The 23079-nt window shown below is 64.0% G+C and carries 15 protein-coding genes; 5 read left to right on the forward strand and 10 right to left on the reverse strand.

Annotated features, from left to right (window positions below; genetic code table 11):
• Positions 1–19 precede the first annotated feature (19 nt).
• Together CLU94_RS00880 and CLU94_RS00885 are read right to left on the reverse strand one after the other, a co-directional pair.
• Positions 20–1405, reverse strand: coding sequence for a NarK family nitrate/nitrite MFS transporter (locus CLU94_RS00880; protein WP_099664222.1), 1386 nt, complete (start codon positions 1403–1405; stop codon positions 20–22).
• Complete coding sequence (locus tag CLU94_RS00885; RefSeq protein ID WP_099664223.1) at positions 1402–2646, reverse strand: MFS transporter; 1245 nt, start codon at positions 2644–2646, stop codon at positions 1402–1404. Before CLU94_RS00885 ends, CLU94_RS00880 begins: the two co-directional genes overlap by 4 nt.
• 426 nt (positions 2647–3072) lie before the next feature.
• Between CLU94_RS00885 and CLU94_RS00890 the strand changes: the two genes are divergently transcribed.
• The 4 genes from CLU94_RS00890 (at position 3073) to CLU94_RS00900 (ending at position 5178) form a co-directional block, all read left to right on the forward strand.
• Positions 3073–4089, forward strand: coding sequence for an extracellular catalytic domain type 2 short-chain-length polyhydroxyalkanoate depolymerase (locus tag CLU94_RS00890; protein ID WP_099664224.1), 1017 nt, complete (start codon positions 3073–3075; stop codon positions 4087–4089).
• A 62-nt stretch (positions 4090–4151) separates the two neighbouring features.
• Positions 4152–4316: a hypothetical protein gene (locus tag CLU94_RS28280; protein ID WP_180278537.1), complete on the forward strand. Its 165-nt coding sequence runs from the start codon at positions 4152–4154 to the stop codon at positions 4314–4316.
• A 10-nt stretch (positions 4317–4326) separates the two neighbouring features.
• The gene (locus CLU94_RS00895; RefSeq protein ID WP_218965264.1) at positions 4327–4695 is read left to right on the forward strand and encodes a GNAT family N-acetyltransferase; all 369 of its coding nucleotides are present in this window, start codon (positions 4327–4329) and stop codon (positions 4693–4695) included.
• Positions 4696–4800: 105 nt separating this feature from the next.
• Entirely contained in the window at positions 4801–5178 is a 378-nt protein-coding gene (locus CLU94_RS00900; RefSeq protein ID WP_099664225.1) for a SirB2 family protein, read from the forward strand.
• A gap of 4 nt (positions 5179–5182) precedes the next feature.
• Here the strand turns inward: CLU94_RS00900 and CLU94_RS00905 are convergent, their stop codons facing one another.
• The 3 genes from CLU94_RS00905 to CLU94_RS00915 form a co-directional block, all read right to left on the reverse strand.
• Entirely contained in the window at positions 5183–7645 is a 2463-nt protein-coding gene (locus CLU94_RS00905) for a TonB-dependent siderophore receptor (protein ID WP_099664226.1), read from the reverse strand.
• An 85-nt stretch (positions 7646–7730) separates the two neighbouring features.
• Positions 7731–8705, reverse strand: a complete 975-nt coding sequence (locus CLU94_RS00910) for a FecR domain-containing protein (protein ID WP_099664227.1) — start codon at positions 8703–8705, stop codon at positions 7731–7733.
• Positions 8705–9217 carry a sigma-70 family RNA polymerase sigma factor gene (locus CLU94_RS00915; protein WP_099664228.1) on the reverse strand — a complete coding sequence of 171 codons (513 nt, stop codon included), beginning with the start codon at positions 9215–9217 and terminating at the stop codon, positions 8705–8707. The genes CLU94_RS00910 and CLU94_RS00915 overlap by 1 nt, the downstream gene beginning before the upstream one ends.
• Positions 9218–9464: 247 nt before the next feature.
• Here CLU94_RS00915 and CLU94_RS00920 point away from each other — a divergent pair, with 247 nt between their 5' ends.
• Positions 9465–9977, forward strand: coding sequence for a hypothetical protein (locus tag CLU94_RS00920; protein WP_099664229.1), 513 nt, complete (start codon positions 9465–9467; stop codon positions 9975–9977).
• A 10-nt stretch (positions 9978–9987) separates the two neighbouring features.
• On the opposite strand, the gene CLU94_RS00925 is transcribed toward CLU94_RS00920, so the two are convergent.
• From CLU94_RS00925 to CLU94_RS00945, 5 genes are all read right to left on the reverse strand, one after another.
• Positions 9988–11304: a DUF3472 domain-containing protein gene (locus CLU94_RS00925; protein WP_257218628.1), complete on the reverse strand. Its 1317-nt coding sequence runs from the start codon at positions 11302–11304 to the stop codon at positions 9988–9990.
• A 127-nt stretch (positions 11305–11431) separates the two neighbouring features.
• Positions 11432–12823 (reverse strand): Gfo/Idh/MocA family protein, encoded by a 1392-nt coding sequence (locus CLU94_RS00930; protein WP_218965265.1) that lies wholly within the window; start codon positions 12821–12823, stop codon positions 11432–11434.
• A 66-nt stretch (positions 12824–12889) separates the two neighbouring features.
• Positions 12890–15937 (reverse strand): TonB-dependent receptor, encoded by a 3048-nt coding sequence (locus tag CLU94_RS00935; RefSeq protein ID WP_099664231.1) that lies wholly within the window; start codon positions 15935–15937, stop codon positions 12890–12892.
• A 503-nt stretch (positions 15938–16440) separates the two neighbouring features.
• Entirely contained in the window at positions 16441–19386 is a 2946-nt protein-coding gene (locus CLU94_RS00940; protein WP_099668107.1) for a TonB-dependent receptor plug domain-containing protein, read from the reverse strand.
• A gap of 104 nt (positions 19387–19490) precedes the next feature.
• Entirely contained in the window at positions 19491–22778 is a 3288-nt protein-coding gene (locus tag CLU94_RS00945) for a TIM-barrel domain-containing protein (protein WP_180278547.1), read from the reverse strand.
• Positions 22779–23079 lie beyond the last annotated feature (301 nt).

A 23079-nucleotide genomic window follows, 5' to 3' on the forward strand; every position in this document is an offset into this window, starting at 1 on the left:
CCAGGCATTCTGACGCTAACTAGCAAGGCATCGGTGCGTTCTTGCGCGCATAGCACCACCAGGTGATCACGATGCAGCTGACATAAAAGCCGATGAAGCACCACAGGGCCGCGTCGGGGCTGCCCGTCAGCGAGATCGAGGTGCCATAGCTTTTCGGGATGAAGAAGGCGCCATACGCGGCCACGGCCGAGGTGAAACCCAGGACGGCAGCGCCTTCCTTGTTGGCGTCGACGATGGCTTGCTCCTGCTCCGCCTTGCCCTTGCCGGCGGCCGCGCGCTGGTGTTCCGTCAAGAAGATCACGGGGATCATGCGGAAGGTCGATGCATTGCCGATACCGGTGCCGGCAAACAGCAGCATGAACATCCAGAAGAAACCGGTAAAGCTTCCACCCACGCCGGATTGCGGCATGAAGTACAGCACGCCCAGCACAGCGCCGATCATCAGCAGGAACGACCACAGGGTGACGCGGGCGCCGCCCAATTTGTCGGAAATCACGCCGCCGGCCACGCGCGCCAGCGCGCCGACCAGTGGGCCGAGGAAGGCGTAATCGAGCGGGTTCACGTCGGGGAACTGGATCTTGATCAGCAGCGGAAACGCGGCCGAATAACCGATGAAGGAGCCGAAGGTGCCCGTGTACAGCCAGCACATGAGCCAGTTGTGCTTGCGCTTGAAGATCACGGCCTGTTCGGAAAACGAGGCCTTCGCCGACGCCAGGTCATTCATGCCGAACCAGGCCAGCAAGGTACTCAAGGCGATGAACGGCACCCAGATGAAGCCCGCGTTTTGCAGCCACATGTCCTTGCTCACGCCATTCTTGACCCAGGTGAGCGAATCGCCGCCCCAGGCGCCGAAGACGGCGAAGGTGATCACCAGCGGCACGACGAACTGCACCACCGACACGCCCAAGTTGCCCAGGCCCGCATTCATGCCCAGCGCGAAGCCCTTGCTCGCCTTCGGGTAGAAAAAGCTGATGTTGGCCATCGACGAGGCGAAATTGCCGCCGCCAAAGCCACACAGCAGCGCCAGGATCAGCATGGTCGGATAGCCCGTGTTCACGTCCTGCACGGCCAGGCCGATGCCGATGGCGGGAATCAGCAGGGACCCGGTGGAAATGGCCGTCCAGCGGCGCCCGCCGAAGATCGGCACCATGAACGAATAAAAGATGCGCAAGGTGGCGCCGGACAGGCCCGGCAAGGCCGTCAGCCAGAACAGCTGGTTGTTACTGTAGGTAAAACCGATGTTGGGCAGGTTGACCACCACCACGCTCCACACCATCCACACGGCGAACGCCAGCAGCAGCGCGGGAATCGAGATCCACAGATTGCGCGCGGCCGTGGCCTTGCCTGTCGATTGCCAGAAACTGGGAGTCTCAGGCTCCCAGGTGTTAATCATATAGCGGCTCATGCTTTTGCTCCTGCAGGTTGAGGGATAGGTGCCGCGCGCAGCGACTTGAACGAGAAATGCATCCAGACGAGGGAAACGCAGACGGTGCCGTACAAGAGCATGAAGGAGCTCGAACGCACGCCGGTGAGGTCCACCAGGGCACCGAACATCACGGGCAGGATGAAGCCACCGAGACCGCCGGCCAGGCCGACCACGCCCGAGACGGCGCCGATGTTGTCGGAAAAATCATCGCCGATGAACTTGAAGACGGATGCCTTGCCCACGGCCATGGCGATGCCGACGATGAACAGCAGCACGGTGAACCACAGCGGCGACAGGCCGATATGGAAGGCCAGCGGACCCGTGACGGTTTCCACCACCATCTGCGTTTGCGGATACGACAGCAGGAAGAAGCACACCCAGCACACCCACATCACGGCCCAGGTGACTTTCGCCGCACCGTATTTGTCGGAGATCCAGCCGCCCACGGCGCGCAGCACGCCGCCCGGCAGCGAGAAGCAGGCGGCCAGCAGCGCTGCGTGCTTCAGGTCGAAGCCGTATTCGGCCACGTAGTACTTGGTCATCCACAGGGCCAGCGCCACGTAGCCGCCGAACACCACCGAGTAATACTGGCAGTAGCGCCACACGCGGGGATCCTTCAGCACCTTCATCTGCGCCGAAAAACTTTCGCCCGACGGCGCCAGATGCGATTTGTCCGTGAACGAAAACAGCCAGAAGATGATGGCAGTGGCCAGCATGGTGACCGCATACACCTTGGGCAGCATTTGCCAGCCGAAAGCGGCGACGATGCCGGGCGCGACGAACTTGGTCAGCGCGGAACCGGAGTTGCCGGCGCCGAAGATGCCCATCGCCAGGCCGCGGCGCTCCTTTTCATACCAGCGCGCCACGTAGGGCGTGCCGACGGAAAACGAACCGCCCGCCAGGCCCACGAACATGCCCAGCACGAGGAAATGCCAGTAGGCGGTGGCGTAGGAGATCAGGTAGATCGGCACCACGCTGGCCAGCATCAGCCAGAAGAAGACGCGGCGTCCGCCGTATTTGTCCGTCCAGATGCCCAGGGGCACGCGCACGAGAGAACCCGTCAGCACAGGCATGGCGGCCAGCAGGCCGAATTGTGTTTCAGTCAAGCCCAGGCTGGTCTTGATGGGAATGCCCAGTACGGCAAACATCATCCAGACTGCAAAGCAGATGGTAAATGCGAAGGTGCTGCTGACCAACACGGAAAACTGCTTGCGCCGCATGCCGGGTTCGACTGCCTTGTTACTACTGTTGTTCTTAGTGCCATCTAGGGTAGCCACGATGTTTCTCCATGAATGCACTGGCCGTCTGGCCAGCCGTCCCGACCAGCTTACGTGGCAGAGGGGAAAGGCACTATCGGTCACAGGGTGATTCTGGAAAGGCAATCTGGATAGCCGCATCGGCAAAAGTGACTAGACAGGGAGGCGCCGCACTAGGCTGAACGGCAGGCCAGGCTCGTGCGGACCGTCGCCCTGCCCAGCCTGGAAAAGCAGGCCCGCGGGCAGTCCAATTCCCGCCATGCCTTGATCTGCATCAAGAACATGAAATTGCCTGGCGAAACCGCCTTGCCGCATCACCGCTCTATCCTATTCGCCTCCCGCCGCCTGCATTCCCCAGTAGCGGCAAGAGCTTCACCGAGAGGAGTTACCATGAAGATATTCTTTTTCACTATCCTGTTGCTACTTTTACAGGCGCTCCCGGCATCGTCACGCGCCAGCGGAAGGCTGTCCGCGCTGGCCGCCAGCCAGTCGCAAACTTCCGTTTCCGGCCTTTCCGCAGGCGCATTCATGGCTGTGCAATACCAGGTCGCCTATTCGGGATCGGTGATCGGCGCGGGCATCGTCGCCGGGGGGCCGTATTACTGTGCCACCGGCATGGCCACACGTACCGCGCTGTGCATGGGCTGGATGAGTCCTCTTGAACCGTGGCCGCAGCGAATGCTGCTCGCGGCCGAATATTTCGCCGCCATGGGCCTGATCGACCCGCTCGACAACTTGAGGCACGAGCGGATCTACATATTCAGCGGCCTGAATGACAAAGTCGTGGTACCGCCCCTGGTCGACGCTACGGCCGTTTTTTTCAGGGATGCCGGCGTTCCCGCCGAAAATATGCTGTACATCAAGAATGTTCCTGCTGGACATGCCATGATATCGCCATCGTATGGCGGCGACTGCGCCACGAATGGGGACCAGTACATCAACCACTGCGAGGTCGACGGCGCGGCATATGACCAGCCTGGCGCGATACTCAAGCACATCTATGGCGACTTGAATCCGCCGGTGCGCAAGCGCGCGGACAAGGCGAAAAGCTTCAATCAGCGCGAATTTTCCATGGGCTGGACCAGCCTGGATACCGATGCCCATGTGTATATCCCCGCCATCTGCCTGCGCGAGCCCGGCTGCCGTATCCATGTGGCATTTCATGGTTGCGAGCAGACCCAGGCGGATGTGGCCGATGCCTTTTATGAAAAAACCGGTTATAACGATTGGGCTGACAGTAATAAAATCATCATCCTGTATCCGCAGCTGCGGCGTGTCGGCATCCTCAACCCCCTCGGATGCTGGGACTGGATCGGCTATACGGGGCAGAACTACGCGTTCCGCTCGGGAGCGCAGATGTCCGCCGTGCATGCGATGCTGACGCGGCTGATGTCCGCCCCGGACTGAGCGCGGATGATTGCCGCCCGCTTCTTCGTCCAGGCGGCAAGGCGCAAACCCGCTGGCGCCTCATGCGATTTGCCGGCGTGTTTGCCGGCGTGGCGAGAAAGACGCATGATGATGGCAGCGGCCTGCATGACCACGCATGCCCGCTGGGCGATATCGACAAGGGAAAACCCGACTGGAAAGGAGCATTCATTGATGTATTACGCAGGAAACAGCGCCGCACAGGGTGACGAGAGCACCGTGCTGGTCCGCACTGCAAGACCCGAAGAGATCGACGCCATGCTCGCCTGCGATGCCTATGCGCAGGCGCACCCGGAGCGTGGCGATGCCGTGCGCGCCGCCGTCGGCCAGGGCCACTGCCTGGTGGCCATGCGGGCGGGCCACGTGGCCGGCTATGCCCTCACGCACGACGACTTCTTCGGCTACGGCTTCGTCTCGCTGGTGGTGGTCGATTCCGGGCAGCAGCGGCGCGGCGTGGGATTGCGCCTGCTGGCCGCCGCCGAAGCCGCGTGCCAGACAGGCAAGCTGTTCACCTCGACGAACCAGTCCAACAGCGCCGCGGCCAGATTGACCATCTCGACGAGGGAGACCCGGAGCTGGTGTACGTGAAATGGTGCCGCTGATCGATCGCGCCTCATCCCGACGACGTATGGCGCGGCGCGGCAAAGGCGGCTATGCTGGCGCCATCGTCAATCAACGCCGACAACATCACGCATGGATTATCTGAGCCTCAAGCATTTCCACATGGGTTGCGCCGCCGCCAGCGGCTTTCTTTTCCTCTTGCGCGGCGCGTGGATGCTGCGCGCCTCGCCCGCCTTGCAGCAGCACTGGGTGAAGATATTGCCGCACCTGGTCGACACAGCCCTGCTGGCCAGCGCCATCACCCTGGCCGTGTGGAGCGGCCAGTCGCCGGGCAGCCAGCCGTGGCTGGCCGCCAAGCTGTGCGCGCTGGTGGCCTACATCGTGCTGGGCACCATCGCCCTGAAACGTGGCAAGACGCCAGCCGTGCGCGGCGCCGCCTTCGCGCTCGCCGTGCTGGTATTCGCCTACATCATCGCCGTGGCCGTGACCAAACAGGCCTGGCCGCTCTGATACATCAGAAGAGGTAGCGCAGCGTGACGCTGGCGTTGCGCGGCGCGCCCCAGTAACCCTGGTTGTACATGCCAAGCTGGCTGTAGTAATGCTTGTCGAACAAGTTGTTGACGTTCGCCTGCAGCGACAGCTGGCGCGACAGCGCGTACTTCGCCATCAGGCTGGCCACGGCGTAACCCCCCTGCTCCACGCGTTCCGTGCCCTTCGGCCCGGTGGCGTCGCGGTAGGCGCCGCTCTGCCAGTTCACGCCGCCGCCCACCGATAACGCGCGCCAGTCGCCAGGCATCTGGTAAGTGGAAAACACGCGCGCCAGCGTCTGCGGCACATAGCTGTTCAGGCGCGCGCCCGTGTTGTCCTCGGCCGCCGCGTGCGACACGCTGCCCGAGACGTTCCAACCCTGCGCCAGCTCGCCCGAGACATCCAGTTCCACGCCCTTGCTGGTGGTGCCGGCCGCCGCGTAATACGCCTGCGTCAGCGAATTGCCGACAAAATGCCCCGTGTCCTCCTGCGCCAGGCCGTCTTGCGCGATGCGGAACACGGCCAGCGCCGCGTTCAATCGGCCGCCGAAATACTCGCCCTTCACGCCCGCTTCCACATTCTTGCCCTGCACGGGATCGAGGTAGCGGCCGAGCCGGTCCTGGTAGCCCTGCGGCTTGAATATCTTGCTGTAGCTGGTGTACAGCGCATGCTGCGCGTCGATATCCCACACCAGGCCCGCATACGGCGTGACGGCATGCTTGGCATAGGCGTAGCTGCCGCCCCAGTCATCGACGTGGTCCGCCTTGTAGCGGCTGTAGCGCGCGCCGACGATCAGTTTCAAGGGATCGGCCAGCGAAAAGCGCGCCGTGCCGTAGATGCCGCGCTGCTGCACCGTGTCGAGCAACTGCCAGCGCGAGAAACTCGGGGCGTTCCAGTCCGGCTCCGGCGCCACGCCCTGCCACTGGTAGAAATTGCCGTAATCGACGCTGCTGCCCGCAATACCCGGATTGCTGGAGAACTGGTTGCTGCCCGAGACGCCGAACGCCAGGTCGTGCGTGCGCCCCAGCAGTTGCACGGGGCCCTGCACATAGGCGTCGACGCTGTCCTGGCGCCGCGTGCCCGAGTAAAACCCGGCGTAGCCCGTCACGCCTTGCCCCGTGACCTTGTCCGGCCAGGTATTCGCGAAAAGCTCGGCAGCCGAATAATTGCCCCAGCCGTGATTCAGCATGGCCGTCAGGTTCCAGCCCTTGCCCAGGTCCTGCTCCAGGCGCAAAAAGGCCGTCTGGCTGGTGCTGAACCAGCGGCTCCAGGTGGTTGCCGTGGTGGCGGAACGGGGCAAGGTGGCCCGTTCGCCATCCGCATACCACAGCGGCAAGCCGCCATACATGCCGCCGCGCGGGCGATTATCCTGGTACTCATAGCCGACGATCAGCACGCTGCCGGGCGCCAGGTCCGCTTCCACGGTGGCATACGCCATGGCCTTCTTGGCGTGATACAGGCTCACATACGATTCGCTGTCCTGGTAGCTGGCCACGACACGCCCGCGCACCTTGCCATCGCTGCTCAATGGCGAGGAGACGTCAGCGCTGGCGCGCGCATTGCTCCAGGAACCCAGGCTCAGGGTTGCATTCCCGGCGAGCTGACTCGATGACGCGCGCTTGCGCACCAGGTTGATGGTGGCCGACGGCTCGCCCGCGCCCGTCAGCAGGCCCGTGGCGCCGCGCACGATCTCGACCCGGTCGTAGGCCGTCATGTCCAGGGTGCTGTCACCCACGCTGAACGCATTGTCGACCGTGGTGGGAATACCGTCATACTGGTAGCTGGCGATGGAAAAGCCGCGCGCGAAGAACGAGGTGCGGTCGCTGTCGTAGCGGTTGATGGCCACGCCGGCCGCGTTTTGCAGCACCTCTTCCACCGTTTGCAGGTTCTGGTCATCCATCTGCTGGCGCGTGACCACGCTGACGGCTTGCGGCGTCTCGCGCACGGACAGGCCCAGGCGCGTGGCCGAGCGCATGGTCTGCGTCGTATACGAACCGCTGCCTTCCGTCGCGCCGTTCGCATCAAAGCTGGCGCTGACCTTCATCTCGGGCATGGTCTGGCCGCCATCGGCCGCCGCCACGTCGAGCACATAACCGCCGTTCGCCTGCGGTACGGCGCGCAAGCCCGAGCCGGCGACGATGGCGCCCAGCGCCGCAGGTATGCTGTAGCTGCCCGTCAGGCCGGCGCTGCGCTTGCCCGCCACGCTGGCCGCCTGATAAGAGATCATGGTGCCCGTCTCCTGGCCGAAGCGCACCAGCACTTGTTCCAGGGTGCCGGCAGGTATCGCCAGCTCGATGCGCGCCGCATTGGCTGCCTGCGCAAGGGGTGCGGCGGCCGAGGCGCCGCCGGCGGCGAGCAGCCACAGGGCGTGGCTGACGGCCAGCGCCGCCACGCTGCGGCGGCATGTGCTGGAAATGGAAGAGGCGTAAATAGGTGTTGTGCTGGGCATGCGGACTGTTTTCCTGAAAGTGAATGAAGGGTTCACTCGCTATGTCACGCGAAAATCGAAAACCCCTCACTTTTTCGGAAAATAATCACGGGTGCTTCCGATGCGGCACCACGCTCACCCAGAAGCGCGTGCTCTGGCGCACGTCGACGGGCAAGGTGCGCGTCAGCATGTCGAGCACTTGCGTCGTGTCGGCCAGCGGATAGATGCCCGACACGCGCAGGTGGGCGATGGCCGGATCGCAGGCCAGGCGCCCTTGGCGATAGCGGGCCAGCTCGCCGACAAAATCGGCCAGCGGCATGTCGTGCGCCACCAGCATGCCGGCCGTCCACGCATCCGCACCGGCAGGCAAGGTTTGCACGCTACCGATCTGCGCCGCCGTGAAGCTGGCTTGCTGGCCGGCCTGCAGCCTGCGTACGGCGGCGGGCGCCTGTTCCGGCAGAATATCGACGGCGCCCGCGAACACACCCAGGTGCGTGCGTCCCCCTTCCGCGCGCACGGCAAAACGCGTGCCCACGGGCTGCAAGCGGCCTTGCGCCGTGCGCACGAAAAAGGGACGGCCAGCCGCATCGCGCGCCGTACTGACCATGATCTCGCCTTTTAACAAGGTCACCAGGCGCTGGCCCGCATCGTAGCGCACGTCGATGCTGGACGCCGTGTTGAGCGCGATGCGCGTACCGTCTGCCAGCACGAGGTGGCGCAGCTCGCCCGTGCCGGTGCGGTAATCGGCCAGCCAGAAGGCCGCCTGTTCGTCGCCGCCCGCCAGCCAGGCGCCGCCGCCCACGGCCAGCAGCGCCAGCAGCTTGAGCGACTGGCGCCGCGCCGCATTCGCTTGAGCGTGCAGCGGCTTGCGGGCCAGCGTGCCGTGCGCCAGCGGCGCGGGCAAGGCACGCATGCGCGCCATGCAGCCTTCCACGTGCTGCCAGGCCTGCTCGTTTTCCGGGTCGCTGCCGCGCCAGGCGCGCCAGGCCTGCTCCACTTCGGGCGTGGCGTCTCCGGCCTGCAAGCGCACCAGCCATTCGACAGCCTGCAGGCTGGCCGCTTCCGGCCTCAGGGCGCCCATCACGGCGCCGACGGGGAAAAGAAGCACTGGTGCATGGCTTTGACCAGGTGGCGCTGCACGGTGGCCAGCGAGATGTTCAGTTCCAGCGCAATGGCCGCCTGCGGCATGCCGTCGAGCTGCGACAGCAGAAAAGCGCGGCGCACGGCGGGCGCCAGGCCGTCGAGGCGGCGGTCGATGTCGAACAGGGCTTCGAGCAGGATCGCCTGCGCCTCGGGATCGGGCGCGCACTGCGCGGGCAGGCTGGCCAGGGTTTCCAGGTAGGCCGCTTCCAAGTCGCGGCGGCGGTACAGATTGCCCAGCACGCCCTTGGCCACGGCGGTGAGGAAGGCGCGCGGCTCGCGGGCGGCGATGGCCTCGTCACGGTTCAGCAGGCGCATGAAGGTGTCGTGCGCCACGTCGGCCGCGTCAAACGCGTTGCCCAGCTTGTGCCGCAGCCAGCCTTGCAGCCAGCGGTGGTGATCGTGGTACAGGCTGCCCACCTCCTGGTGAACGCCGGGTTGGGCTGCCGACACGTTGCATGCTCCCTGGGTCGCAAATAATAATGATTCGCATTCTATATCTAGGCGGTGCTGCGGCGCAAGCGGCCTGCAAATGCCAGTTTGACGCGACTCTTTCCAAAATTGCCAGGCTGACCACGTCCACCGGCGCAGTGCACGGTGCAAGTTCTACCGGGCGCGCCTCGGCACGCGGCAATGATAGTATTGACAACATCACCGAGCCGGCCATCCTGGCCTGGCGTCCCTCCATTGAAAGGCAAACATGCTGTTATCTGAACTGCTGACCAAACTGACCTGCGGTGACCTGGAAGGCGAGGAACTCGACGCGGCCGTCACCGCCATCACCAACGCGCCGTCCGCGCCACGCGACGAGTGGATCGACAGCGATGCGCATGCCTACGCGGTGGCGATCCTCTGGCACCTGGCTGGCTATACGGCGTCGGGCGACAAGCTCGATGAGCTGCACAAACAGATACAGGACATGTTCGACGAATTCCCCGACTTCCCGTACGCAATGCTCGAGGGAGGCGACGGTAGCGCGCTGCCCTATTTCGAGTGGCTGGACACGGAACTGGCGCAGCGCGCCGTGGACGAAGGCGGCTATGACCTGATCCAGATCGACGGCAACGGCACCGACCAGATGGATGCGCTGGTCGTGTACCGGCGCGATACAAACGACATCATCCAGGCGGCGGCATTGATGGGAGTGACGATAGGCCGCCCGCTCACCTACTATCGCGGCATCGAAGCGATGGTGGGCAAGCGGCCGGGGTAAGGATCAACGCCTATTGCATCGGCAAGGCCGCCACATCGACGGCCGGTGCCTGGCCCGTGGCCGGACGCGTGAAGTTCTGGCTGGTTTTCACGTAGTCGGCAAAGAAGCCGCCGTTATGCAGGTAGAACTTGCCGTTTTCCAGGCCGCCCGCGTAATCCATGCGCTGCGCATTGGTGGCCGTGGCGTCGCCCGTGAACCTCCCAGCCGTCACTTCCGACCAGGCGCCTGAAACGTTCCTCGCCCACTGGTTGCCGAACTCGACGCGGCGCTCCGTGTAGCCCAGGGTATCGATGAAGTTCTCGAGGAAGGAATGCACGCCCGTCAGATACGTGGAAATCGCCGGCCGCTTCCACGTGGCGATGTAGCTCCACTTGCCCGTCTCGGGCGCGTAGAACCAGGCCGAGTAGTCGCTGCCGCCCTTGCCGTCGGGCCGCGCGCGCGTGATGAAGCGGTAGGTGGTGCCGGCCGCCCAGTTGTACGACAAATAGGTCTGGCCGCCCGTGCCTTCGCCGCCGAACGCGTTGTCGACCACGCCGGCGCCCTTGCTGACCAGGGTGGTCTTCGCTCCATTGTCGGCGTCCCAGACGGAAAACAGGATCCAGCGCTCGCTGGTCGATTTCACCTGGATACCCATGTAGCCCTGACCAAAGCCGTTGGCCATGAAGTAGGAGCCGATGGCGTCCTGCCCCTTGGGTATCGTCATCTCGTTATAGAAATACTCGGTATTGGCCGGCACCGTGTAACCCATGTGCACGGACGGGCCGCGCCGCGACCAGTAGTAATTGGCCGGGTCGTTGGCATACGTGAGCGCCGCGTTCGCAGTCACCTTCAGCGCGGCGACGTCGCCAAACGTGGCTTTTGCGCGCGTCACCCCCTGCAAGTCCACCTTCACATAGCCGGCCGTCGGCACATCGACCATGCCGACGGCGTAGGTCTTGCGGGCCTTGCCGGCCAGCTTGACGTCGAACGGCGCGCCATTGATCTTCACGCGGATGGTGCTGTTGCCGCCATCGGCCAGGCTGGCGTCGAGCGCCACCTGGACGGGGCCCGCACCGGCCACGCGGAAATACGTGCTGGCGACGGCATCGGGATCACTCCAGCCGACCAGGCCATGTTCGCCGATGACGGCACCCTTGTCTCCGCTGGTGATGAAGGCATTGCCGGCCAGTTCCACGGTGGCGGGCGTGACCGGTGCGGCCATGCCCGTGGCCAGCAAGGCGGTGCCGCCCATGTCCGGGGTAGCGGTGGCAGTGGCGCCGCCGCAGGCTGCCAGCAGCAAGGGCATGGCGGGAAGGACTGCGCAGAGTAATGCACTTCTGTGTTTCATCAACGTCTCCTGGTAGTACGGCGTGCAACAGGCGCAAGAAGTCCTGCGGCGTGCGCCGCGGTTGAAAAACGGATCGGGACAGAAAAAACCCGCTACGGCGGCAGGCGCGGTAGCGGGCGGATGGGGCTTAGTACTTGCCGTCGAGGGCGAAGATCGGCTTGCGCGATTTCCACTGCCCGCCCGTGAAGTCCGGGAAGTCCAGGGTCTGGAAGTTGGCGGCGATCGATTGCTCGGACAGGGGCGTGATGGCGCTCCACGTTACGGCATCGTAGATATCGATCGGCATCGGCGCATTGGCCTTCAGGGCTTCGACAAAGGCGTGGATGACGAAGAAGTCCATGCCGCCGTGGCCCGCGCCTTCCGCTTGCGCGGCATACTTGCGCCATACCGGGTGCTCATACTTGTCCTGGTAGGTCTTGAAGTCATCCCACTGGTGCGGCTTGCTGACGCCCTCGATATGGATGGCATTGTTCAAGTCCATCCACAGGCCGTCCGTGCCTTGCACGCGGAAGCCCAGCGAATACGGGCGCGGCAGGCTCGTATCGTGCTGCAGGATGATGGTTTCGCCGTTTTCGCATGCCAGGGTGGTGGTGACCACGTCGCCCAGCTTGAATTTCACCTTGGCGTTCGCATGCTGCGCGCCGCCCGGCTGCTTGACGATGTAGTCGTGCAAGCCGCGCGCCTTGGTGGCGAAGGCGTTGATGCGCGTAAAACGGTTGCCGCGGTTGATGTTGGTGTACATGGCGCACGGGCCGATGCCGTGGCTCGGATACAGTTCGCCATTGCGCTCGACCGAGTGCTGCGTGCGCCAATGGGCTTCCGACCAGCCCTTTTCGCCGAATTCCACGCCGCCGCCATACGGCTTGGCCGGATTGCCGCTGTTGAATTTGACGGCGCGCAAATCGTGCTGGTAGCCGCCCTGCAGGTGCAGCAGTTCGCCGAACAGGCCCGCGCGCACCATCTGCAGCGCAGCCATCACGTCGCGGCGGTAGCACACGTTTTCCAGCAACATGTACGGCGTGCCCGTTTTCAGCTGGGTGTTCAGGACATCCCAGTGGTCTTGCAGGGTGATGCCGGCAACCACTTCGCAGCCGACGGCGATCTTCGCCTGCATGGCGGCGATCGCCATGGGCGCGTGGAATTCCCACGGCGTGGCGATGATCACGCCATCGAGGCCGCCCGCGTCCAGCATGCGCTTGTAGGCTTTCTGGTCGCGGTCTTCGCCATACGTGCGCGGACGGGGCTTGCCGGCTTTGGCCACCTGGCCCAGCGCGTGTTTCAGCATGATCGGCTCGATATCGCACAGGGCGACCACTTCCACGTCGTCGCGGCGCACCAGTTCAGCCAGCAGCACCTGGCCGCGCATGCCCGTGCCGATCACGCCCAGGCGGACCTTGTCGCGGCCGGCCACGGGGGCGGCGTTGGCGTCGCCAGGCAGCAGTGCGCTGCCGGCCATGGCGCCGCCGGCCAGCGCGGCGCTGGCGGAGAGGAAATTGCGTCGATTGATTTGTGTTGTCATTGGTCTCTACTCGCTTCCATTGGTAATGTTCGTCGCCGGCCCGCCAGACAGCGGGCCGGCTGCAGTTTAATAGGTGTATTCAGCCGTGAAGCGCACCGAACGCGGCGCCGTGCGTCCATCGACCTGCAGGTAATTGCGGGAGATGGCGCCATGGTCTTCGCGCGTTTCGGTGTAGCGGGTCACGGTCTGGCTGTTGAACACATTGAAGACGTCCACTTTCAGGCTCAGGCCCTTGACGGCGCTGGGAGTATAGGCCACATTCATGTCCAGCTGGGCTTGCCACGGCAGGCGGCCCTGGCTGCCGCGCGACGCCGGCTTGCCATTGCAATAAAAGTAGGAATCGCCGTAGTCTTTCTCGAACCTCAGGTTATCGGGCAGCGCGCCGATGCAGTTGCGCGGTGCGCCCGAGGTCAGCGACAGGTTGGCGCCCACCATCACGTCCGGGATGACCTGCATGAAACCGTAGGCCTTGAAGGCGTGGCGATGGTCGCCCGGCAGGTAGCCATACGCGTTGTACATCAGTTCCTTGTGGTCGTCGCTGACCGTCAGGCCCACGTCGCCGCCGCCGATGCTGTCCGTCTGGCCTTCCATATTGCCCTTCAGGCCGGACAAGGTGTAGGTCAGCTTGCCGTACCAGCCATTCGTGTACGGGTGCTCGATGAACATGTTCAAGGCGCGGTAGGTGCGCGATGGCAGCGGGTTGCCCCACTCCGCCGCCGAAATATCCACGCGGCGCAGGCCCTTGCCATCGTCAAAGTCCACCATCAGGCTGTTGTCGCGGCCCGGGTTGATGATGGCGCACTGGAAGCCGCTCCATTTGCCCGTGTCGACGCCGTTGCGCGTGGCCCAGGCTTGCAGCGGACGCTCGTCGCAGACGTCGTCGTTGGTGTCGTTCAGCTTGCGGTACAGGAAGCTGGCGCCCACCACCAGCTTCTTGCTCAGGGCGCGTTCGAAGCCCAGCGAGAATTCATCCTGCGACAGCGGCTTCAGGCCCACGGCCGTCACCTCGCGCGCATCGCGGCTCTGGCCATACGCGTTGTTGGCCGAATACGGCTTGCTGATGGCGTGCAGGCCCGTCGGCGCGCCCGTGACGGGATCGACGCCCGTGTAGGTGAACATCTCGCTGGTGGCCAGGAAGGGACTGGCCATGTTGCTCGACAAATTCGATGGCACCGGCAGGTGGTAGCGGCCGCCGTTGGCGAAGAATTTCAGGGTGCCGTCGCCCAGGTAATCCCAGGTGGCGCCCACGCGGGGGGCGATCATGTTGCGCTGCGAAATGAAGGCCACGCCATCGGTGCTGTAGTTGGTGAACTGTTCGCGGCGCAGGCCCAGGTCCAGCAGCACCCGTTCCGTGACCTGGTAGTGATCCTGGATGTACTGCGCCGATTGCACGCTGGTCGGACGCGCCAGGTTGGCGTTCAGGTCCTTGCTGACGTAATAGCCGTCCTTGCCGTAGCCGCCGCCCTGGGCCGGCGTTTCAAAGGCGCCGTTGATCAGGAGCGTCGGATCCTTGACCTTCTGGTACTTCCAGCGATAGCCGCCGGCCAGGCTCAGACCCACTTTCGATTCCACGTCGATGCGGTCGATGCCGCCGCGCAGCGAATGCTTGCCCAGCTTGTATTCCAGGTCCAGGCGCCTGGCTTTCTGGCGGTCTTCCGACGACGGGTCGACCAGAGTACCGGTCACCATTTGCGGATTGGTGTACGTCAGGCCAGGCACCTGGGTCGATTCATTCGACGACGTTTGCGCCAGCAGCGGATTGTAGCCTTCCGGGGTACGGCGGTGCGAAGTGCGCGACTGCCCCATCATCGCCGTCACCGTCAGGTTGTCCGTCAGGTAGCCCGTGTACTTGAAGATGTCGACATTCGCGCCCGGCGCGGCCGACGAGCCGCAGCAGTTGATGGTGGTCTCGCTCCCGCCGCCAGCCACGTTGTTGCGTTTCAAGGTGGCATAGTCAAAACCATAGCTCTGGCTGTCCGTAGTCGTGCGGTCATACAGCTTGGTATATTCAAAGTGATGGTCGTCCGTCAGGTTGTAGTCCAGCTTGGCCATCATGCGGTCAACCTTGCTCTTGCTCTCGCGCCAGCCGTTCGGCAGCACCTTGTCCACCAGGTCGTCGCGCGCACCGGCGACGGCGCCGCCGTCCGTGCGCGTCTGTTCCAGCGCCACGAAGGCGAACAGCTTGTTCTTGATCAGCGGTCCGCTGCCGTACAGGCCGACCACCTTGCTGGTGCTGCCGTTATCGCGGTTCCAGTACTTCAAGGTGCCATCCGTCTCCGGATTGGCGCCCGTGTTCGGGTAGTACCGGTTTTCCGTCGTGCCCTTCAGCGAGCGGGGGATGATGGAGACCTTGCCGCCGAATTCAACCTTGTTGCCGCCGCTCTTGGTGGTGATGTTGATCACGCCGCCCGTCGAGCGGCCAAATTCCGAGCCGTAGCCGCCCGACAGCACCTGCAGGTTGGAGATCGCGCCGAACGGCAGCTCCGACGCGCCCACCTGGGTCAGGAGGTTGGTGATGGGGAAGCCGTTGACGTAGAACGCGTTTTCGGACTGGCCCGAGCCGCCGATCGACGGTGCATTGCCATACACGCTGTTGGTGCCGCGCGCCACGCCCGGCGTCAGCTGCACGATGGAGGCGACATCGTTGCCGACCGGCAGCGCCTTCAATTCCTTGGCCGTGAAGATCACGCCATTGTTGGTGTTCGACACGTCGATCGGATTGCGCGACGCCTTCACCACGACGGTCTGCTCCTGGCCCACGGGGCCAGCCGCGCTGGCCGGGCCGAAGTTCGCTTCCGCGCCGGCGCCGATCAGGGCCTCGACTTCCTGCGACGCTTCCACCGAACCGGCACGCAGCACGCGCACCGCATAGCGGCCTGGCGGCATGGAGTTGGCCACATAGCGGCCCGACGTATCCGGCGTCAGGCTGCGCTGCACGCCCGTCGCCAGGTTTTCCAGCACCACGGTGGCGCCGGCCGGCGCGCTCACCTCGCCGAAAATGGTACTCGTGGCGTTCGACTGTGCCCAGGCCTGGCCTGGCACGCCGGCCGCCAGTGCGATCACGATCGCGGCGGCGCGGCTGATGTCGCGCAATTTGAGTCGGGTGCTATGCATGATGTCTCTCCGTCTATATCGAGGGTTATGCGCGCCCTCCCCGCTCCAGGGCGGAGTCGGGGGAGCGCAATTTTTATGGTGGTCGTCGGCCGGTGCAGCCAGGCAGCTGCACCTTTCGGGAAATCAGTCCGTATCGGCTGATTTTCGTTTTCTTGGGATTACTTTAAAAAGAAAAATAAGTATCGTCAACAAAAAGAAAGTTAAAACGGTAATTTATCGCTCAATCGAGCAAATAAATGCAATTTATCTTTCGATTTAATCTGTAGAGCGTCAAATAACTTTCGTTATCGTGGTGTAGCAGATACACGTGTCTGCAGGAAGGTGGCAAACAGAGGACGATACGTGCGGGAATCAGGGGAGGAAAACACGAAAGACGACAGGGCAAACGTCTTTCGCTTACGTTTATCTTTCGTATTGTGCATTTCGGAACATTGTCTTTTCTTTTCCATGGCAAAACCCCGGCCCGCCACAGGCAGGCTGGCGGGCCGGGGCAGTGTCACGCCTTAAAAGAACTTGTAGCTGGCCGACAGGGCAAACTGGCGGCCGAACAGGTCCTGGCTATGGTTGTAGCCTTCCCAGCCGTTCGGGTCGTAGTACGGCTGCTTGTTGAACGCGTTTTTCACGTTCAGGCCCACGTCCAGGTGCTTGATCGGCTTCCAGCTGAACGCCAGGTTCACCGTCGTGTACGAGGGCGCCCCCTTGCACTGGCCGGCCGGCAGCGCCACGGAGGCGGCGGTGCAGTTTTCCGGCGTGTTGTCCTTGTCCCAGGGGCCATACGCCCAGCGCGTCTTGCCCGAATAGTTGATGAAGACGCTGCTGACGAAGTTGCGGTAGCTCCAGTCGGCGTTGACGGTGGCGCGGTAGCGCGGCGAATCGTAGTAGCCGACGGTGTTGCCCTTGATGTCGCTGCCGTCTTCGCTGTCGTGGGTGTCGCGCTTGCGGATGGTGGCCGCAATGCCCGTGCTCAGCTTGCCCATGTCTCCCAGCGAAAAGCGCGTACGCGCATCGATGTCGACGCCGTCCATCAGGGTGCGGCCACGGTTCGAATACGAGTTGATCAAGCCGCCCAGGTTGCCCACCGAGTAGCCGGGCACGCCGCCCGCGCACACGCCCGCGTTGGCGGGATTGGCGCACATGGCCGCCACCGCCGCCACATTGCCACGGTCAGCGTCGGTCAGGTCATTGCGGATGGCGCTGGGCGTGCCGGCCAGGGTCGGACCGTACTTGTCCACCAGTTCCGTAAACAGCTCGTTGAAGTCCTGGCGCACGATTTCATCGCGGCGGTTGATGAACCAGTAATCGATGGAGATGCTCACGTCCTTGGCCGGCTGCAGCACCAGGCCGACGGTGGAAATCTTGGCCTTCTCCGGACGCAGGTTCTGGTTCGGCGGCGTCAGGCCGCCCACCGTCGTCGAGCAATTCGAATTGAGCAGGCTCTTGCCCAGATCCGCATCCGTCGCCACCTTGGACTTCATCAGCGCGCGCGCCATGGCATTCGTTTCATCGCAGCGCACCGTGTCGCGGATGCCGCCCACCTGCGCAAAGACGCCGCCCGTGCCCGATTCGGCCAGGTTGGGCGCGCGGAAGCCTTCGGAATACGTCCCGCGCAGCATCAGGTCGGGCCGCGCGCGCCAGATCACGCCCAGCTTGGGCGCCAGGTTGGCGGCGAAATGCGGATATTTGTCCAGGCGCGCGGCCGCATTCACTTCCAGGGTGTCGGAAAGCGGCACCACCACCTCGCCGAACACGGCGGCGATGGTGCGCCGGCCATCGAACCAGGAACCGCCCTGCTGCGTGATCAGGCCATTGGCCGCATCCGTGTTGCCGGGCGTGAGAAAACTCTCGCGCATGACGTTGGTGCCCACGGCGGCGCGCACTTCGCGCTCGCCCAGCTTGAACAGGGTGCCTTCCAGCTTCGCATCCCAGGTCATCAGCTTGGTCCACGATTCGATGGCGAAGGTGGGATAGGCGGCGCGCAGCAGCGCCGCATTGGCCTCGCTGATTTCGCCAAACTTGTAGGCGGGATTGTCCGAAATGAACGTGCGGCTGCTGACGGGGTCTTTCGTGAACGGGCCGAATGCCTGTTCAAAACCCTTGATGTTGATGTTCGCCGTCTGGAACAAGGTGGAATGGCTGCCCGCCACGCTGAGCGCCGTTTCAAAATCCCAGCCGCCGCCGATGCTGCCGCGCAGGCCGACGAGCGCGCGGTAGTTTTCATCGACGTTCTTCTGGCCGAAGTGGCCCGTCGCATCCTGCAGCAGGTAGTTCAAGCCGGCCGCACCGCCCATCTTGGCCACCATGTCGGCATCGAGCTTGCCTTTCAGGTAGACGTTGTTGGGACTCAGGAAAGGCGTGGCGAAGGTGTTCAGGGTATTGCCCGTGTTGCGCGCGAACCAGTTGTTCGTGCTGCCGCTGTTGAAGCTGGACGGACCGTTTTCGCCGCGCATCTTGATGTGGGTGAAGGCGCCTTCCGCGAACGCTTCCAGGTCGCCGCCCAGTTTCAGGCGGCCGCTCAGGTACGCCGTGGCGCGCTCCGAGGTAGGACCCGTGTCAAGCTGGTTGGGCAGCGCATTCCACACGCAGCGCGTGCCCGACGCTTCCGTGATGCTGGTGTTGCAGCCGGGCGCGGCACGCTGGGTGCGGGCATTGTTGTTGGCCTTGTCGAAGACAAAGAAGGTTCCCGGGTTCATCGTGCCCGGTTCGCTGCCGACGCCCACGCGCATGTTCGGGATGAAGTTGGGATTATTCGCATAAAAATACGCGGGACGCTTGCGCCAGGTGTCGGCCAGCGCGATGCGGTCGCGCTGGTAGACGTTCACGGAGCCGTAGATGTTGTAGCCGTCGCTGGCCAGGTCGCCCAGGCCATACAGCACGCTGGCCTGGCGCTCGCCATAGGATTTCACGCTGGGCGAAAACTCGCCGTTGGCGCGTGCTTCCAGGCCCTGATACGACTTCTTGGTGATCACGTTGATGACACCGGCCACGGCATCGGAGCCATACACGGCCGACGCGCCATCCGTGAGGATTTCCATGCGCTCGATGGCCGCGGCGGGAATGGCGTCGATATTGACGAACATGGTCTGGAAGCCGGCCGGCGCGCCATAGAACGACAGGCGGCGGCCATTCAATAGCACCAGGGTGCCCTGCGCGCCCAGGCCGCGCAGGTTCGCCTGCGAACCGCCGTCCGAGCCCGTGAACATCGAGCGGAAGTCCTGCTGCGCCGGACGGGCGGCGGGCAGGTTGTCGAGTACCTGCAGCAAGGTGAGCGCGCCCATGTTCTCGATCTGCTTGGCGTTGATCACCTGTACGGGCGACGCCGTTTCCGCGTTGATGCGCTTCAGGCTGGACCCCGTCACTTCGACGCGCGCCAGCTTTTCTTCCTCCGCTGCCAGCGCCGTTGACGCCAAGCCTACCGCCACCATGGCGGCCATCAGTTTTTTCAAGTGCATTCCCATCTCCCTTTTTATCAGTGATTTGTTTTCGTCAGGTTGCAAGAGCCCCTCCCCGGTCCGAAGAGGGGCTCGTTTTTGGTGAAATGATGAAGTGAAGTTGCTTAGCGCGGCTTGACGGTCGCGCCTTCCGTGCCGGTCAGCACGGCATTGGCCCAGTTGCCGCAGACCTGGGCCGGGTGGGCGCCGCGCGCGCCCAGGGTGCGCAAACTGAGCTGGCTCAGGCCGCGCACGTCGATTTCGGGTTTGACCACCCCGGGAGCCGTGACCAGGCCGCTGTCATACAGCAGCCGCTCGCCGCTCCAGACCTGGAATTGCAAGCCGCCCGCGCTGCGGCAGCTATCGTCCACGCCCAGGTCGGCGCGCAGCAGATTCCAGTTGCCCGCCAGTTGCAAGTCGATGCGGCTGGCGGGTCCCACGCCGAGGCCCTTGCGGAACCACAGCCCGTTCATGCGCATTTCGGCTGCCTTGCCGGCTGGCCTGTCTTTCGCGATATGCTTCGGCAGCACCAAGTCCGACAGATAGCGCTGCACCTCCTCACCTTCGGCCACGCGGTGCTCGAGTACGCGGAATTCGGACAGGGTGACGGGTGCCACGTCGGTCGCCAGCGCCGCATCGAACGCGCGCGCCACCGGTGCGCCTTGCGCCGCCGTGACCATCGGGTCGGTGGACGCCGCGCCATCGCCTTCCGGATTTTGCGTGCTCATCACGCGGAAGCGCAGCAGGCGCCCGGCCGTGGCAGGGAAACTGATTGTCTGCGTGCCCTGTTCCAGTTTCAGGGTGCCACGCGCAAGCGGTGCGCCCCACTCTCCATTGTTGTCGCCGATGTAGATTTCATAGTCGCGCACCTGGCCATGCTTCCAGTGCTGGTCGTTGCGCGGCGCCAGTTCGATGCCGTCGACCAGGCGCCGCTCCGTAAAGCCGATCACCCATTCGTGCGGCCCGCTCTTCACGGACGGGCTGCGCACGGTGCGGAACCAGGTCTCCGGCTTGCCGTCGAAGGCGTTTTCCAGCGGATAGCCATTTTCCTCAAACGGACGTCCCACCACCTGCATGGCATCCGCCGGCAAGGCGCGGCCCGGCACGGGTGCGGCCGGGAAATCCGCATCGATTCTCGCCACGGCCAGCGCGCCAGCGACCTGCAAGGTCAAGGCCTGGCGGATATCCTGCGCCGCCACCTTCACGTGCAGGGTGCCCTGGCGGTCGGCAGCATCGAAATACCAGCCGTCCAGCGCCTTGTCGTAGGCGGCGCGGTCGCCGGACGCCGCGATCAGCCGTTCGCCGGCCCGCACGGCGGCCGGGGCCTGGCCTGCCAGCATGCGTAGCGCATAGCCGCGGCGCGCTTCCTGGCCCTGGTACTGGCCATCGACGGCGCCGATGTCGACCTGCACGTCGCCGCCCGTCTGGCGCATGCGGATGACTTGCTGGCTGAAGGCGCCGCCCTGGTACTGGCGCGTGTTGCCGTCGTCTTCATACAGCGTGTATTCGGAATCGCCATGCGGGTAGATATCGAGCGTGAGCTGATCCTTCGGCTTCTGGCCGTCATACAGCATTTCCGGATACATGGGCAGGATGGCGCCGGCCCGCACGAACACGGGCAACTTGTCCAGCGTGACCTGCATGTCCAGGTCGCGCCCTTTCGCGTCCGCCGTGGCCTGGCGGCCGTCCCAGTAGTCGTACCACGTGCCCTGCGGCAGGTGGATGCCCTTGCGCCAGCCGCCGCTGACGGCCTGGCTGCGGTAGACGGGCGCCACCAGCACGTCGCGGCCCAGGAGGAACTGGTATTTATAGGCTTCCGTGTAGGCGGCCGGGTCTTGCGGGTAATCCCACATCAGGCCCCGCACCAGCGGCGCGCCCGATTGCTCCGCTTCGCGCACCAGCGTATACATATACGGCGTCAATCGCATCTTGAGTTTCAAGTAGCGGCGGTTGATGTCGCGGTACGGCTGCTCGAACCACCACGGATGCTTGCGCTCGGCCGCGGCCCAGCCGGACATGCCCATCAGCACGGGCGTAAAGCTTTTCCACTGCAAGTCGCGCAGATAGGTTTCCGGGCTGCCGCCAAAGATGGCGTCCACGTCGCCGGACGCATACGCCTGGCCGGACAGGCCCGAGCCGATCAGGGTCGGGATGTGCCAGCGGATGTAGTCCCAGCTGGCGCTCTGGTCGCCCGTCCAGGCCACGGCGTAGCGCTGGATGCCGGCCCAGCCCATCACCGTCCACAGAAATGGCCGGCTGTCGGAGTTGTTCAGGATGCCGTCATAGGCCGACTTGTTCGCGTCCATGGCAAACTGGTAGCCCTTGCCCGTCCACGCCACGTCCAGCTTTTGCACGCGGCTGCCCGCCTGGCCCACTTCCCAGGCGATCTTGTCGACGCCGTTTTCCGTCCACAGGCCCGTGCGGAAACCGTAGCCGGCCAGGCCCTTCACGGTTTCCGGCAAATTCGTGTAGCCGCAGCCATAGCCGTCGTTGGGCAGGATCCAGCCGCCCGGCATGTCGTGTTCGCGGTACTGGCGCGCCACGCTTTCCACCACGTCCGGCGTCTTGCCGGTCGGGCCATCCGTCCAGCCCTTCGGCACGGAACCGGGCTTTTTCACGTTGTCGCCATCGTTGTAGCAATCGGCGTCGCCGTATTCCAGCGCCCAGCGGGGCAGCATGCGGGCGCGGCCCGTCAAGTCCGTGTAGCGGGCGACGACGTCGCGCACGTCCTTGCCGACGAAGAAATACGCGTCATAGCGGCCTTCCGCGTGCTGCAGCGAGATCTGTTCCTTGTCGCGCAAGTCGTAGTTCCCGTCGGACCAGGTATTGCGCAGCATGCCCCAGCCCCGTGAACTCATGAGAAATGGCGCGGGATTCGGCCGGTCGCCCTCTTCCCAGCCGCCCGAATACGACACGGGCACCTGCTTGCCCTTGAATTCGAAGCGGCCATTCTGCTGGCCGCCGCCAAAGTATCGTTCGCCGGGCAAGCTGGAAAGCACCTGCACGCCCTGCTTGTCGTCGAGCGACAGCGGCTGCACTTCGCGCCACAGGGGCACCGCATCGCCCTTGCGGAACAGGGTAAAGCGCAGCGGCTTGCGGTCGATGCGCAGGCTCAGGGCTTCGGTGCCGATCAGGATATGGCCGGGCTGTTCGTCGATCTGGTATGCCACCTGTGCGGCCGGCTGGCCCACGACGATGGGCGCGGCCTTGTCGCCGGGACCCGTCAAGCCCCCCTTGCCGCCCGCCTGGATGCGCAGCACGTCCGCCTGCGGCAGGCTGATACGCAGCTGCATGCCCGTGTCGCTGCGCACATCCCAGCCCAGCGCCTCGCCCTTGGCCACGTCGGCCGGGTGCACGGCGGACAGCGACTGCAGATTGCCGATGGTCGCGGCCTGCAAGCGAGGCGCAGACATGGTGGCAAGGGCGGCGAGGACACAGGCGGCAAGGAGGCGGCGGGGAAGCGGGAGAGGTTTCATCGGCTGGCTTTCAGAAGTAATTCAATGAAATTACTTTAAGAAGAAAAATAAATATCGTCAACCAAAAGAAAGTTTTGACGCAAATTTATTAATAAAATACCTAAAATCAGCTCATTTATCTTACGTTTTACTAAAAAATTACGATACATACTTTCGTTATCGTCGCATTTCAGCGACATGCCGCGCCGCCACACGCTTTCACGCTGCACTGCAGCACGCTCCGACACCGTTAAAACGA

It is taken from the genome of Janthinobacterium sp. 13 (assembly GCF_002749695.1).
GTDB lineage: Bacteria > Pseudomonadota > Gammaproteobacteria > Burkholderiales > Burkholderiaceae_D > Janthinobacterium > Janthinobacterium kumbetense.

Excerpts from the sequence above, each read along its gene's own strand:
- CLU94_RS00935 (WP_099664231.1), bottom strand. The coding sequence starts at position 15,937 with ATGCATAGCACCCGACTCAAATTGCGCGACATCAGCCGCGCCGCCGCG.
- CLU94_RS00905 (WP_099664226.1), bottom strand. The coding sequence starts at position 7,645 with ATGCCCAGCACAACACCTATTTACGCCTCTTCCATTTCCAGCACATGC.
- CLU94_RS00930 (WP_218965265.1), bottom strand. The coding sequence starts at position 12,823 with ATGACAACACAAATCAATCGACGCAATTTCCTCTCCGCCAGCGCCGCG.
- CLU94_RS00945 (WP_180278547.1), bottom strand. The coding sequence starts at position 22,778 with ATGTCTGCGCCTCGCTTGCAGGCCGCGACCATCGGCAATCTGCAGTCG.
- CLU94_RS00910 (WP_099664227.1), bottom strand. The coding sequence starts at position 8,705 with ATGGGCGCCCTGAGGCCGGAAGCGGCCAGCCTGCAGGCTGTCGAATGG.
- CLU94_RS00900 (WP_099664225.1), top strand. The coding sequence starts at position 4,801 with ATGGATTATCTGAGCCTCAAGCATTTCCACATGGGTTGCGCCGCCGCC.
- CLU94_RS00885 (WP_099664223.1), bottom strand. The coding sequence starts at position 2,646 with ATGCGGCGCAAGCAGTTTTCCGTGTTGGTCAGCAGCACCTTCGCATTT.
- CLU94_RS00925 (WP_257218628.1), bottom strand. The coding sequence starts at position 11,304 with ATGAAACACAGAAGTGCATTACTCTGCGCAGTCCTTCCCGCCATGCCC.
- CLU94_RS00880 (WP_099664222.1), bottom strand. The coding sequence starts at position 1,405 with ATGAGCCGCTATATGATTAACACCTGGGAGCCTGAGACTCCCAGTTTC.
- CLU94_RS28280 (WP_180278537.1), top strand. The coding sequence starts at position 4,152 with ATGCGATTTGCCGGCGTGTTTGCCGGCGTGGCGAGAAAGACGCATGAT.
- CLU94_RS00890 (WP_099664224.1), top strand. The coding sequence starts at position 3,073 with ATGAAGATATTCTTTTTCACTATCCTGTTGCTACTTTTACAGGCGCTC.
- CLU94_RS00940 (WP_099668107.1), bottom strand. The coding sequence starts at position 19,386 with ATGCACTTGAAAAAACTGATGGCCGCCATGGTGGCGGTAGGCTTGGCG.
- CLU94_RS00920 (WP_099664229.1), top strand. The coding sequence starts at position 9,465 with ATGCTGTTATCTGAACTGCTGACCAAACTGACCTGCGGTGACCTGGAA.